Origin of the sequence: Alkaliflexus imshenetskii DSM 15055 (assembly GCF_000517065.1) — a bacterium.
Lineage (GTDB): Bacteria > Bacteroidota > Bacteroidia > Bacteroidales > Marinilabiliaceae > Alkaliflexus > Alkaliflexus imshenetskii.
Genome location: NZ_KI912105.1, coordinates 3,311,725 through 3,325,196, shown reverse-complemented (window position 1 = coordinate 3,325,196; position 13,472 = coordinate 3,311,725). Strand labels below are relative to the sequence as shown.

Annotated in this window: 12 protein-coding genes and 1 pseudogene; 3 read left to right on the top strand and 10 right to left on the bottom strand. The window is 39.3% G+C overall.

The window, feature by feature from the left end:
- Positions 1 to 3: 3 nt before the first annotated feature.
- From ALKIM_RS0113985 to ALKIM_RS0113955, 6 genes are all read right to left on the bottom strand, one after another.
- The gene (locus ALKIM_RS0113985) at positions 4 to 1,092 is read right to left on the bottom strand and encodes a DUF4831 family protein (protein ID WP_026475185.1); all 1,089 of its coding nucleotides are present in this window, start codon (positions 1,090 to 1,092) and stop codon (positions 4 to 6) included.
- Between the two features lie 96 nt (positions 1,093 to 1,188).
- Positions 1,189 to 2,694 (bottom strand): NAD(P)H-hydrate dehydratase, encoded by a 1,506-nt coding sequence (locus ALKIM_RS0113980; RefSeq protein WP_026475184.1) that lies wholly within the window; start codon positions 2,692 to 2,694, stop codon positions 1,189 to 1,191.
- Positions 2,695 to 2,799: 105 nt separating this feature from the next.
- Positions 2,800 to 3,273, bottom strand: a complete 474-nt coding sequence (locus ALKIM_RS0113975) for a TspO/MBR family protein (RefSeq protein ID WP_026475183.1) — start codon at positions 3,271 to 3,273, stop codon at positions 2,800 to 2,802.
- A gap of 87 nt (positions 3,274 to 3,360) precedes the next feature.
- Positions 3,361 to 4,023 (bottom strand): hypothetical protein, encoded by a 663-nt coding sequence (locus ALKIM_RS0113965; protein WP_026475182.1) that lies wholly within the window; start codon positions 4,021 to 4,023, stop codon positions 3,361 to 3,363.
- Positions 4,024 to 4,294: 271 nt separating this feature from the next.
- Entirely contained in the window at positions 4,295 to 4,822 is a 528-nt protein-coding gene (locus ALKIM_RS0113960; RefSeq protein ID WP_157363918.1) for a hypothetical protein, read from the bottom strand.
- Positions 4,823 to 5,070: 248 nt separating this feature from the next.
- Positions 5,071 to 5,694 (bottom strand): CatB-related O-acetyltransferase, encoded by a 624-nt coding sequence (locus ALKIM_RS0113955; protein WP_026475180.1) that lies wholly within the window; start codon positions 5,692 to 5,694, stop codon positions 5,071 to 5,073.
- Between the two features lie 794 nt (positions 5,695 to 6,488).
- On the opposite strand from ALKIM_RS0113955, the gene ALKIM_RS18660 reads away from it, so the two are divergent.
- Together ALKIM_RS18660 and ALKIM_RS19395 are read left to right on the top strand one after the other, a co-directional pair.
- Entirely contained in the window at positions 6,489 to 6,890 is a 402-nt protein-coding gene (locus ALKIM_RS18660) for a hemerythrin family protein (RefSeq protein WP_044117972.1), read from the top strand.
- 290 nt (positions 6,891 to 7,180) lie between these two features.
- Positions 7,181 to 10,504, top strand: coding sequence for a PAS domain-containing hybrid sensor histidine kinase/response regulator (locus ALKIM_RS19395; RefSeq protein ID WP_052345574.1), 3,324 nt, complete (start codon positions 7,181 to 7,183; stop codon positions 10,502 to 10,504).
- A gap of 54 nt (positions 10,505 to 10,558) precedes the next feature.
- Here ALKIM_RS19395 and ALKIM_RS0113935 read toward each other — a convergent pair whose 3' ends face one another.
- Entirely contained in the window at positions 10,559 to 11,086 is a 528-nt protein-coding gene (locus tag ALKIM_RS0113935; RefSeq protein ID WP_026475179.1) for a hypothetical protein, read from the bottom strand.
- Between the two features lie 380 nt (positions 11,087 to 11,466).
- Between ALKIM_RS0113935 and ALKIM_RS0113930 the strand changes: the two genes are divergently transcribed.
- Complete coding sequence (locus ALKIM_RS0113930) at positions 11,467 to 12,426, top strand: hypothetical protein (RefSeq protein ID WP_026475178.1); 960 nt, start codon at positions 11,467 to 11,469, stop codon at positions 12,424 to 12,426.
- A gap of 191 nt (positions 12,427 to 12,617) precedes the next feature.
- Here the strand turns inward: ALKIM_RS0113930 and ALKIM_RS0113925 are convergent, their stop codons facing one another.
- From ALKIM_RS0113925 to ALKIM_RS20160, 3 genes and pseudogenes are all read right to left on the bottom strand, one after another.
- Positions 12,618 to 12,836 carry a hypothetical protein gene (locus tag ALKIM_RS0113925; protein ID WP_026475177.1) on the bottom strand — a complete coding sequence of 73 codons (219 nt, stop codon included), beginning with the start codon at positions 12,834 to 12,836 and terminating at the stop codon, positions 12,618 to 12,620.
- Positions 12,827 to 13,231 carry a transposase gene (locus ALKIM_RS18650; protein WP_218916711.1) on the bottom strand — a complete coding sequence of 135 codons (405 nt, stop codon included), beginning with the start codon at positions 13,229 to 13,231 and terminating at the stop codon, positions 12,827 to 12,829. The genes ALKIM_RS0113925 and ALKIM_RS18650 overlap by 10 nt, the downstream gene beginning before the upstream one ends.
- A pseudogene (locus ALKIM_RS20160) lies at positions 13,209 to 13,472 on the bottom strand (hypothetical protein); the annotation flags it as partial. The gene ALKIM_RS18650 and the pseudogene ALKIM_RS20160, both read right to left, overlap by 23 nt.

Here is a 13,472-nt window from a genome sequence, read left to right as displayed (position 1 = left end):
GTATCATTTAAAAGAGATTCTTTTTAAAGCACCTGTGGCGTGGTCAAGTTCAACCTTAACCCCCTGGTTATCGAGTAAATCGGCCGGTAGTCTTAAAGTCTGTCCAAACTGTCCCAGCAGAACATGCTCTGACACCAGAAGGAGTGTGCGATCGATGACACGCACTTCAGCAGGAACCGGTGTGCGATAAACCAAACCACGGGTATTTGTAGATTTGCCATTTTCGGCAGCCACAAAATCGCGCATCTGTTTTTCATCCACTTCCACCTCAATATAGACAGGTGTTCCGCTCACATCCATCTTATCCAAAAAACCGTTTTGATTCGAGAACCTCAAAAGCACAGTATTTAAAGGATTCACCGCATCGGGCACAAAATCATAGAAAGCTGACACCTGCTGAGTTTCCACCTTGCCCTTAAAAAGAGCCAGATAGGCCGATTCCTGACGTGCAATCTCCTCAAGCACCAATTCATAGGAACCCTTATCAGGCGGCAATAGATCCACGTCACCTTTCAGAATATTGGCACGCATTTCGCGTAAACGATAAATCTCTTTGGCTACCTCTTCGGCCATGGCTGTAGTGCTGCTCTTGATGAGCTGCTCTTCGGTAAGCGGAGCATCGTTAAAATTCACATCGCTTAAAGTTATAACCGACTTTGGTTTATCTGCATGTGACAACTCTTTGGTGACATAATCCAAATTCACACCCTGCAAAACACCTTGAGCATTTAAACTTACGGCCGCCAGGGAAGGCGTTCCTGTGGTAGAGATACGATACATTCGGCTTTTATCAGGCTGCCCAACTGTAGTCACATGTGCACCAACGATTTGCCAGCCCTCCTTGTTCTCGGTAATCACATCGGTGATATTTAAGAAACGCTGGGCAAAACGGAAAAAGGGACCTGCTTTCTCCACTCTCTTTTCAGCGATTATCTCAACACGCACCACCGTTTCGGGCAGATAGTACCATACCCCATGTTCAGTGGGGATTTTTGACCCAACAGGCGCCACACTTCCGGTATTAACTGTTCGTCCGGAAGAACATCCGGCCAAAATCACAATCAGCGCAACCAATATACTTTTTGCAAACATAACAACGTACTTTTAGAGTTAAAATTCGGTTTACCCGGCACTTGCAGCAAACAGCCTGCCAGAAACCAGATTGATGGCAGCAGAAATAAAGCAAAATCAATGCAATCTCCAAAACGCTTTACCCAATGACTGAATAAGGTCTGAAGTTGTGAGAGCGTCCTCGCCTTCCGCTTCACGAGCAATGTCTCCTGCCATGCCATGCAAACAAACGCCAAGCACAGCAGCTTCAATTGGTTCCATGCCACGTCCGAGAAAAGCCAGAATAATACCAGTGAGAGCGTCGCCACTACCGGCAGTTGCCATTCCGGGGTTACCGGTTGAATTGAATCGGCAAACGCCATCGGGTGAAACAATCACAGTATAAGCTCCTTTCAAGACCAATATTACACTATACTTCTGACTGAATAACACAGCCTTTTGCAAACGACTGTAATCATCGTCAGAGGCACCCGCAAGGCGTTCAAACTCCTTTGGATGCGGCGTAAGCACAGCATTCGCGGGCAGTTTATTGAGCAATTCGGGATGTTGCGCCAAAATATTCAGTGCATCGGCATCCAAAACCAATGGTTTAGAACCAATAACATCAAGAAGTTCAGAGAGTGCCTTATATGAATTTGATCGCACACCTATGCCAGGCCCAACCCCTACTGCCGAAAACGATTCAAGCGGAGGAAATTCAGTGAACATCAGATCAGAACGGTCGATGCTCACCATGGCTTCAGGAACAGCTGTATGCAGCACATTACAGGTGGCGTGTGGAATCTGAACCGTAAGAAGTCCGGCACCGGCTTTCATACAAGCCCGCGATGCTAAAACCGCGGCGCCCATTCTGCCATAACTGCCCGCTATAAGCAGCGCATGGCCGTTGACCCCTTTGTGATCGAACCGCTGCCTTTTGGGAAGAAATTTTTTGCAGTCGGCTATGGTTGTAAGATACCAATTGGATTGAGTAGCCTCTATAATGGACGGATGAATTCCGATGGGAATAACCTCCCATTGCCCAACATACGCATGGTTTTCAGGAAAAAGAAACGCCAGACGGGGAAATTGAAAAGCATAAGTAACAGAGGCTTTAATAATGCCATCGCGCGCATTGACGCTGTTATCTTCACCCATTAATCCGGAAGGTAAATCAATGGCGATCACCTCCTTGTTTAATCCATTCACAAATTGCACCAACTCTCTGGCTCTGCCCTCAAGCGGACGGTTAAGTCCAGCTCCAAAAAGCCCGTCGAGAATTACACAATTGTCAGGCACCACAGGAAAAGCATCCCCCTTATCCAGTTCTACAATTACAGATTGTAACAGATGTCCAAGACGATCCCGGTTAATTTGTGCATCGCTTGATAACCCTTCAGATTGCAACATAACCGTGGTTACAACAAAACCCTCGAGCAGCAACATGCGCGACAAAGCCAAAGCATCTCCCCCGTTGTTGCCAGGCCCGGCCAGCACAATAAAAGGTCGACCGGCATAGCGTACCTTCAAGATGTCGAACAAGCGTCTGGAGGCCCTTTCCATAAGGTTCACAGACAAGATAGGTTCGTTCTCTATGGTATATGCGTCGAGATTTGCGATGCTATGAACGGGAAAAATCTTCATCGTCAACATAATATTTCTAAACTGTATAAACAAATTTATGAATAATAGTTGACAGAGATGGAACGAAACCCTTGGTTTTTTTAGCTAAAGCATGGAAAATTGAAGTCAGTTTAGCAAAAAATAACCTGCTGTAAGAAACGTAGCAAAAGTAACCCACAAAAAATAGGGCAGATTGAGGTATGCAGCGGCTGGCTTAACTCTGTGAAACAAAAGCAACATTACCACAATACTCAGCCACAGCAATGAAATTTCGACCAAAGCAAGGCCAATCATTTTGAAGTAAAAGAAAATAAAGCTCCATGCAAAGTTTAATAGCAACTGAATGAAATATACAACAACAGCCAGTTGACGATTTCGGCTTGCCCCTTGGTTCCAAATCAGAAAAAATGAGACGCCCATAAGTAAGTACAAGGCAGTCCAAACAGGGCCAAACACCCAATTGGGCGGACTAAACCACGGTCTGTTTAAGGATGCAAACCATTCGGGTACCGCCTGAGCTGTAAACATTCCGGCGATGGCACCCACACCCAATGGCAGTGATATGGAGATTAGCAGTTTTAAAATCAATGTTTTACTCATATCCAGTTCTATATTTTCAAAATACGATATGCTTCATTGGCAATATCAGAGCTGCTAAAAACAATGGCAAAGAGCCAGTCAGATTGGTTAAACCACTTCAAAATTTCCATTTCTTCTATAACGCACCGCAGCATACAGGGGTTGAATCTGTGTTTCGCTGATAATTTCCAAAGTCGCTTTGGTGTTGATAACAAACTCCACACTGCCGTTCCCAATAACTGCCATAGAGGTGAGCGGAACATCGCTCTTACCTTTAAGAACCACTCGATTTGCCTTATCCTGACTGAATATTAAAGTCCCTGATTGCGCCGTAATGACTTCAGAAATAAAGTGATATTTGTTGATGTTTGCACCTTTGTCAAATCCGTGGTCCTTCCAATATTTCTTCAGCTCCTTGTCAACCAGACCCAACTTAACCGAAGATCGCTCAATTTGCTTTAACGAAACAAAGGCACTGTTTCTGGAGTTGAATTTAATCTCCACTTCGCCTTCTGCAACAGCGGTATCTGTTTTGCTACCAAATTTCACTTCAACACCTGATTCGGAAGTGTACTTCAAATCGGCTCTATTAGATTTCTCAATTTTGCCTTTTAACGAAAAACCATCGATGACGTCTTCAATATTGGCCCAAATCAAATGCTGCCCATCATCATTAATTACAATATCGCCTACTCTTAATGGTCGTTCCACAAAATTCCCAATTAACTTTAATCCTTTCAAGATTCTCTGTGTTTTTCTTAAAGATGCCATAACTGAAATTTTAGTTTATGTTTATTCAACGATGGGCTTCCCCCAGATACATCATTGTGAAATTGAGATTAAAACCACCGACGCTTTATTCATTGGAAGTGAACCATACATTCCCTGATTTTTAAGTTATAAAGCTTTCAGGTAGAAATGAAAAAGGTGGCACACATCTGTGCTGAAACTTCATCTCCACTCTGATGCCGGCGATGGTATAAAATGCACGAGAAAACTTTTAAATAAAAAGGTTTTATAACCTCAAATAATCCACAGGCAGCTAATTATTATAATATTTGAGAATATGGCCTTTTGAGTCAACTATCAATGAATCCTTGGTCAGTTTAATAATTGTCCAATTCCATTGATCTGAATCTGTTCCGGGAAAAATTTCAGAATGACGTATATTATCGAAATGAATAGAATCCAAGTCTCCAATCAAAACAGTATCATTATGCAAGTATCCGTACATTGCCCCAATTGAAATCCCTGTTTTTGTAGACAAGAAATCAAGCGCACTGTCATCATTTGGCAAATTTACAAAGGAACTCAGAAAAGTTATTTTGCTTTTGTCACTTGACCACTCACCAGATATTGTTCCCTGTATCTGTATGTTAAATAATGGAACCGTCAATACTGACTCAAAAATATAGGTATTGTCTGCCTTGAATCGAACAGATTCGTTCACTGCGGACGTTGCCCCATTGTCAAGAACCCATGTGCCATTGGTTAAGTAATCAATGGGTTCATTCTTGTTGCATGAGAAAATCATGAAACTACAAACCAATACCAATATTTGCTTTATCATACAATAATGTATTGATGTTATCGTATCAATTATGTCCGTTGGGGTTGCCACAAGTGGCAATATGCGCCAAAACAGCTTTTTAGTTATATACAGAAAGCATGCAGTATTTCTGTCAAAATTATGAATCTAAAGGTAAAAAAACTTTTAAAAATCGCTATGCATTCAGCTAATTTTCAGCTACATTAATAAAAAAACTGAACCACTACAAGGTTTATTGCCAATAAAAACGGGGAAATGCATTCGTTTATCTACTCTATCAATGCGTCTATTTCGGTACCGGTTAATTTCTGAACGTTTCTGGTGATTTTCTCTATATCCCAATTCCACCATTGCAGCTCCAACAACTTTGCAATTTTCTCTTCGGGGAATCGCATTCTAATTACTTTTGCAGGGTTTCCGCCCACAATCGCGTAAGGCTCAACATCCTTAACCACAGTTGCATTCGCAGCAACAATGGCGCCATCACCAATGGTCACGCCTGACAGTATGGTGGCGTTGTAACCAATCCAAACGTCATTGCCTATTATGATATCCCCTTTGTCTGGGTATGCTTTATCTGCCATTGCCATTTCCCATCCATTTCCAAAAATAGCAAATGGATAAGCAGTCAAAGCGTTTGTCAAATGATTTGCTCCATTCATTATAAATTTCACATCAGAAGCAATCATACAAAATTTACCAATTATTAATTTGTCTCCAATAAAGTCGAAGTGATACTTTACATTTTTCTCGAAATTTTCAACGTTTTCAAAGTCATCGTAATAAGTATAGTCACCAACAATAATGTTAGGATTTTTTACAACATTCTTCAAAAAACATAGTCGATCATAATTCTCGAGTGGATATTTCACATCTCGGTCTGGTCCTGTCATCATATTTGAATAAATATTTAATATTGCGAATAATCTCAGAGAATGTTTAAGATTTGTATTAAATATGCTTAGAATGCTTATTAGATATTTAGACTGATTGACCAGATAAAACAGAAAATCTAATCATCTTTCACAACTACTTTATCTGTCTAAAAGTCTTAGCGTCTATATCATGCTTTAAAGATTAATTTTAAACAGTTACTCAGTATGTTTTTAAGCCCCGTTCAATGCACAAATTAGTCATTTGAAGAATGAAACAAAATCTTATTCACCACATAAACTAACGATTTACAACCACTCCCTACAAATTGCCACTACGCTCGCATACGCACCATACTATTCAATATATGCTGATTTAACTCTATCTCTGTATCGACATTAACTATCATACTACTCATTTTCAGTTAAATTAGTATTCATTTAACAATAATACAATTGCGTGAGCTTCGGGAGCTTTCGCAAAAGTATACCAAACTTTGCAAACATGCTATTGGTAAGTATCAGAGCGTTCATTGAGAAGTTCGAACTTTAGTAAAAGTCAGCAGGCTGACATAAATTATTCGCCGATAAACAATTATTTATCAGGCAGCGCAGCAACACACAAACACCTCTCTGATTGTCATTTAATCTCTGCAAAAGAATGATGCAAACTTTGACCTGTTTCTTTTATTATGGAATCCGGCTTTTAGAGAAACACAACCAAATTTCACTAAAATTAACCTAAAAAAACAATCTCTTTCATGGCTTATAACGTATATCTACACACAGAAACTTCTGGTTTTTAAACTACATCCATGAACACTTTTGAAAAAGGCGAAGCAATTAGGAGCACCATTCAGCATCTGGAAAACGAACATCAACTCATACATGAAGTTCTCTCCAAATTAAAATATGCTGAAAGTGCGGGACTCAATAACAACATCCGTGAGATGCTACTGCGTGAATTTTACAAATGCATTGATTTCCACTTTACCAGTGAAGAGAACATCATGTTGATATTTGACTTGGAGGGATATCACGAACATAAAAAAGAACACGATACTTTAAGGTATAAACTTGCAGAACTCATTGGTTCATTTAATACAGAAGAGGCAGATCTATCAGAGTTGGACGTATTCACAACAAACTGGCTGGAAGAACATAACAAAAACTCAGATTCCAAATTAGCAGGCAGGCTGAAGAAAAAGCTGCACTAAACAAAACCCATAATTTCGTTCTCCAGTTTTCGCATCAGATTTTACTCCCGTGTACCTTTAACAATGCTCACGAAGGTTGACACTGTATTCGTTAAGTTGTTTATTGAGTCTGAAGTTAACTTAAACAGCACCATTTACCATTCAATGGTGAAAATTAAGTTCAACAAAAAAACAGATATGATAATGGGATTTCTGGAATAAGAAATCACCTGTTTTGAAACAATATAAGGCCAAGATACGTTTTATATTAGGTTATCTGATAACTTGCTACAATTCAAATCAAGATACCAATGAAAAACAAAACCGCCGTGACCAACACAAAACAAATAATATATTTAATATTATTAATTAGCGTATTGCTTCTAATTGCAGGCAACTATCTTTATAAACACGAAGCGGAGAGAATGCGGCATCAAAAAGAACAACTTTTAACTTCAATCGCAAACTCAAAAATCCAACAAATCTCCAACTGGTATCAAGATGAACTATACGATGCCTACATACTAGCCAAAAGTCCATTTTTAAAAGAAAAAATAGAGAACTGCTTAAATAGTAATAGTTACGAGCACAGGAAATATCTTGAAAGTTATCTTGAACAGTTAAGAGATGAACACGATTACGCCAAAGTACTAATTACAACATTAGAAGGTGAACTTTTATACGCCTCAGATGGGAAAGCCAGAACGCTGACAAATGAGCAGCTTACTGCTATAGGTTCAGCCATTCAAGAAGACAGGAGTCTGACTTCTGAGTTATACATTTGCCACGAGGATAAGTCTACGAACATTGATTTTGTCTCACCCGTGTTCCTATCAAATCAGCAAGAAGACATCGTTGTATTGGTTTGTGTGATGGATATTAGTTTGTTCCTAAAGCCACTTATCGACTCATGGCCGGTTCCATCAAATACAGCTGAGTCCTATATTTTCAAAATATCAAATGACAGTCTGAAGTATCTAAGTGAGTTGAAATATCTGGAAAATGCAACATTAAATTATAAACTACCACTTGACAACACAAAAATAACCTCAATCGCAGCTGCACTTGGGCATACAGGAATAATTGAAGGACTCGATTATCGCGGCGTGGAAGTTTTTGCATACACAAGCTCAGTGCCAGGCACTCCATGGTTTCTGGTGTCAGAGATAGACAAAAGTGAGTTGTTGGAAGGACTGGTTTTTAAGGCTGTAATGATTTTTGCTGTGACCTTGTTATTGATATGTCTTGTGGGTGTGAGTATCACATATTTGTATAAGCGCAATCGTGCTGAGATATACAAAACACTATATATCAACGAAAAAGAACTAAACAAATACAAGAACAACTTCAAAGCCATAATGGATAGTCTGGGGGATGGTGTAATAACAATTGATAAATCAGGAATCATTCTGTATATGAATCCACGAGCTATAGATTTATGTGGTTGGGACGTCGATGAAGCCATAGGAATGAAATTCACTGAAATATACAGAGTTATTGATGAAAAAACTGGCTTGCCTGATGAAAGCCTGATGGAATCAGTTCTGAATGCGAGTCACCAAATAGTCTCATCAAATCCACTTTTACTGTTAACCAAAATGGGAAAAGAGTTACCGGTACAAGACACCCGGGTTCCAATATTTGATGTTAACGGCGATATCACAGGAATTGCCATTTCTTTTCGAGATGAATCTGAAATCAGAAATCACCAAAGACAGCTGATAATAAGTGAAGCCAGCTTAAAAAGAGCGCAAACAGCGGCTAAAATTGGCAGTTGGGAATTGGATTTCAGCACCAATCAGTTGAGTTGGACAGAAGAAGTGTACAATATATTTGAAATTGACAGCCACAAGTTCAGTGCCTCTTATCAGTCGTTTCTTGACTTGGTTCATCCTATGGATAGAGAGCTGGTAAAAACTGCATTTGAAGAGTCATTGCAGAATAAATCCCCCTATCATATCGACCATCGACTGCTAATGCATGATGGCAGGATAAAATACGTTCACGAGCAGGGAGAAACAATCTTCAGTAATGCCGGTAACCCAATTCGAACCATTGGCATAGTGCAGGATATTACCGTAAGAAAAAGAGCCGAACTAAAGACATTGGAAAATGAACGATTTCAATCTACTCTGCTAAATACAATTGGCGATGCAATCGTTGTAACTTCTTTGCCAAACAGGACAATCGTTCATGTAAACAGAGCAGCTGAAAACATGTTTGGCTGGAAGTTAGAAGAGCTTCAAAACCGTAACATCCGAATCTTATATAAAAATGAAGATACTTACACCGTTTACGGAGAAAAAATAGAGCGAATCATTCAAAAAAATGAATCCATTTTAGAGCCGGATCTTGAGATGACCAGTAAAGATGGGAAATCGATTTTCTGCGAAGTTCACAGTACATTTATTCGAAATGATGATGACTCCATCCTAGTAATCAACGCATATCGAGACATCACAGAACGCAAAAAGATAATTCACGATTTAATAATCTCTAAAGAAAAAGCAGAAGAGAGTGATAGACTAAAATCGGCATTTCTGGCAAATATGAGCCATGAAATTAGAACGCCATTAAATGGCATAATGGGATTCTCCGAATTGCTTCTTAACACCTCCTTATCAGAAGGAAAAAAGGTGCAATTTATAAAGATACTTCGTGAAAGCAGTCAACGAATGCTGGATACCATCAATGACATAATAGAAATATCCAGGATTGATTCTGGTGCTATGGATATCAATATTGGTATTGTAAATGTAAACAACCTGATGAATTACTATTTGAGGTTCTTTAAGCCGGAAGCAGAAAAGAAAGGATTAGAACTTTTTCTATCTCTTCCCGAAAACGAACACTCAGTGATGATTCATTCAGATGAAACAAAACTTGCCTCAATAATTAGTAACCTAATAAAAAATGCCATCAAATTTACAGTTTCCGGATCTGTTACATTTGGGTATAATTTAAATCCTGATAAGATTGTCTTTTTCACCAAAGATACCGGGCCAGGTATCCCAAAAGAGAAGCATCAGCACATTTTTTCCAGATTTGTTCAGGGCGACTATTCGCTCTCATCCTCTTATGAAGGACTTGGATTGGGTTTGTCAATTGCAAAGTCATATACAGAGATGCTTGGTGGAAGAATATGGCTTGAATCAAAAGAGGATGAGGGCAGCACCTTTAGCTTCTCAATTCCGGTTAATACCCAAAAAAGAGATTTAAACCTAAAGTTGAACCAACATAACGAAGTTTCGCAAACAGAACAGGGGCAATTAGTACTGATTGCAGAAGATGATAACGCAAACTATTATCTGACAAAAGAGTTGCTGGAGATGAATCACTTTAGGACACTGAGAGCTGAAAACGGAGAACAAGCCGTAAAAACATGTCAGTCCCGAAGCGATATTGACCTTATTCTTATGGACTTAAAAATGCCAGTAATGGATGGCCTTGTTGCAACTTCAAGAATTAGGAGTTTTAATCGTGAAATCCCAATTATTGCGCTAACAGCCTATGCGCTTTCCGGAGATAAAGAAAAAGCAATGGAAGTGGGATGTAATGACTATGTTACTAAACCAATCTCTCCAAACAAGCTATTGGTAACTATCAGAGAGCACATTGAGAAGATTGAACTTTAGCAAAAGCCAGGATTGTCAAAGTTTAAACTCCGGTATAAAATCTAATTAGTCAATTCATACCTTTACACCGGTTAACACCAGAGAGGCGAGAATTTCAGTTGGATTACTTAAAAATTTAAGCTGAAAGGCTACAACCGGATTGGTTGACAAAAAGTCATAATCAACATGTGCCTCATCTTGCGATGAAATATTGAGAGGAAATACAATATTACTCTTGTTCTCAGTTAGGTAGTACTTTTGATTCGAGAACCCGATTCGGCCATAACGCTGTTTTCCGGATAATATGTCATTGTGAATTTCATCAACGGTGGGGTTACAAATGAATTCAAGATTAATCGCTGTCAATTCGTCCGAATCATCCCCCAAAGCAGCAAGATTAAAATTCATGACATCTCCCTTTCGGATGTGCACCAGATGACCATTATCTGGCTCATTCACAGCAGAGTTAGTTTTCTGAGCGAGCCTGAACAAGTAGGATTTTCCTGACACAAAATCCTTCACATACCCATAGCAACCATCAACATCATAGCGGATTACAATTCCGCTGTGTGAAAGCTTTGTTAGATTGTCTTTATCACTCATAATTTCCCTGGTTAAAAACGTTTTGGCATCTTGACTCAATTACCGGTCTTCATTCTAATAGATCATAACCTTTTGATTTGCTGAGAATAATTGAGTTGTTTGATGGATAGGGAAGGTAAGTTAAAGTTGTAATCGTTTTCAGGTATATATCAAAATACCGGCCAAACTCATATAATAGGGAATAACCGTAAGAATTAATTAATTTTGTGAATCTAATCAATTGACGATGCACGCTACTGGAGAAAAATCAGCGAGAGACAGGTGTCAATTTAAACAGTTACTTTGTTTCAAAGCAATCAGAATATGAGATGGCGCAAGAAAAGAACAGCTCATAAATGTCCTTACATAATCATATTGTGACAGATATAACCTACTTTATTATGGCATTCACTAAGTTTATATTTTTTACATTATTCTTGCTATTGGCATCTTGTAATTCGGGGGATAAAGGAGCCATTCACTTTGTAGAGCAGGCACCTGAAAAGGGGTTTAACTTCCCCTATTTTTTATATGTGCCCGAAAACTGTGCCAAACAGGACACTTTGGTACATCTTATTATTGAGCCAAACAATAGCGGCTTTGCACACGATGATTTGGCGCCTCATATAGAGAAAGCGAAACGTATCGCATCCAAAGAATTCTACATCGGAAACTTCGTTGCAAGAAACATGAAATATCCACTTCTGGTTCCTGTTTTTCCAAGAAGTGAGTCCAACTGGCAAGTTTACACACACGCACTTGATAGAGATGCATTGACGATTCAGAATTCGGATGAAGAACGGATTGACCATCAGCTCATTCAAATGGCAAAAGACGCGCAGAATAAGTTAGAGCGTATGGGAATTAACACCAGTGATCAATATATTCTTACCGGCTTTTCTGCATCGGGATCATTCGTCAACAGATTTGCTTTGTTGCACCCACAATTGGTTCTGGCTGTTGCGGCGGGAGGAATAAACGGCGTGTTAATGCTGCCTTACTCTGAGCAAAAAGGGCTTTTATTAAAATATCCAGTGGGCATTGGTGATTTTGATGAATTTTCGGACAATCCATTTCAGGTGGAAATTTTTAGCAATATACCCCAATTCTACTTTATGGGGGCACTAGACACCAATGACGCGGTACCTTACCTTGATGCTTACAGCGATGATGAAAGGGAGCTAATATATGCTGTATTAGGCGAAGAGATGCAGCCTGAAAGGTGGGGGAACAGCCAGAAATTATACGCCGGTATTTGTACTGATGCGTTGTTTAAAACTTATGAAGGCAAAGGCCATGAGCATCCGGAAACGATAAAAAATGACATATTAGATTTCTTCAAAAAGGTAATTAAAGAATAGTCACGAAAAGGGAATCAGAGCAGGGTGTATTTAACATTTTGCCCGGGTTTAAACAGACATCGCAACTTCAATAAATGCTACAATGTAATTGGGTGGGAATAGCTAAGCGTTACCATTAAGGAGATAAATTGCAGCTAAACAGCCATTGTCAATAGTCATTGTCACACAGAAAGCTCTTTAGTCAGCATAATCTACAAATCAAACTCACTATCGTCATCATAATCATTTTGTTTTAGGATTGATTTTTCAAATTGGCCCACAGAAATAGCGGCAACAAATGACATAATAGTTACGAGGATAACCAATGTAAGAAAAACAGTAGCATCAACCTTTTTATCGTAAAACAGCCAAACATACAACCCTGCCAAAGCAATTAATACGCCAAAAATATAGGCACAATCTAAGTACATGACAAAACTTTGACACATTTGTTAAATTCGCTTATATCCAGTGTGTTCGACAATGCATGAGCAATCCGAATTAACCCATACTTGAAGAAACTGAAGGCTCTTCTTCCGTGTTTTTTGACTTTAATTGTGACAATTTTTTCATGTTTGTCTATACCAGCGAGGTAAGCCCAAATAAATGCAATGGAAACAACGGATATCAAGGTAGATAAGCGCTCAAGCTTGTTGAGATGTGTGTCTTCTATGTTGAAACCACTTGTTTTCATGGCCCGGAACATGGTTTCTATCTGCCATCTTTCCTTATAGTTAATCAGTGCTTGGTCCTGTTTGTTGAACGATGCAATGATAACAAATTCAATTTTACCTGTGGCTTTATCAATGGTTTTGATAGCTGACAAATAGACAAGGTTTCCGCCCAAATGGGCCAACCCGCTGTAATGCATGTGTACGCCAACCCGTAGATGGTTGAATAGCCAGAAGACCTTTTTTTTCGCCTTTGCCGGGCACACGGACTTTCATGTTTTCGCGTAACCTGATATAAAATGGCACCTTATTAAGGATTAAATACCCAAACCATTCATCGCCAATAAATTCCCTATCGCCCATGAAACCAGAGATGGACGAACAACCAAATAGCTC

Coding starts and splice junctions, on each gene's coding strand:
- ALKIM_RS0113980 (WP_026475184.1), bottom strand. CDS start 2,694: ATGAAGATTTTTCCCGTTCATAGCATCGCAAATCTCGACGCATATACC.
- ALKIM_RS0113925 (WP_026475177.1), bottom strand. CDS start 12,836: ATGTACTTAGATTGTGCCTATATTTTTGGCGTATTAATTGCTTTGGCA.
- ALKIM_RS18660 (WP_044117972.1), top strand. CDS start 6,489: ATGAACACTTTTGAAAAAGGCGAAGCAATTAGGAGCACCATTCAGCAT.
- ALKIM_RS0113960 (WP_157363918.1), bottom strand. CDS start 4,822: ATGATAAAGCAAATATTGGTATTGGTTTGTAGTTTCATGATTTTCTCA.
- ALKIM_RS19395 (WP_052345574.1), top strand. CDS start 7,181: ATGAAAAACAAAACCGCCGTGACCAACACAAAACAAATAATATATTTA.
- ALKIM_RS0113975 (WP_026475183.1), bottom strand. CDS start 3,273: ATGAGTAAAACATTGATTTTAAAACTGCTAATCTCCATATCACTGCCA.
- ALKIM_RS0113930 (WP_026475178.1), top strand. CDS start 11,467: ATGGCATTCACTAAGTTTATATTTTTTACATTATTCTTGCTATTGGCA.
- ALKIM_RS0113955 (WP_026475180.1), bottom strand. CDS start 5,694: ATGACAGGACCAGACCGAGATGTGAAATATCCACTCGAGAATTATGAT.
- ALKIM_RS0113935 (WP_026475179.1), bottom strand. CDS start 11,086: ATGAGTGATAAAGACAATCTAACAAAGCTTTCACACAGCGGAATTGTA.
- ALKIM_RS0113985 (WP_026475185.1), bottom strand. CDS start 1,092: ATGTTTGCAAAAAGTATATTGGTTGCGCTGATTGTGATTTTGGCCGGA.
- ALKIM_RS0113965 (WP_026475182.1), bottom strand. CDS start 4,023: ATGGCATCTTTAAGAAAAACACAGAGAATCTTGAAAGGATTAAAGTTA.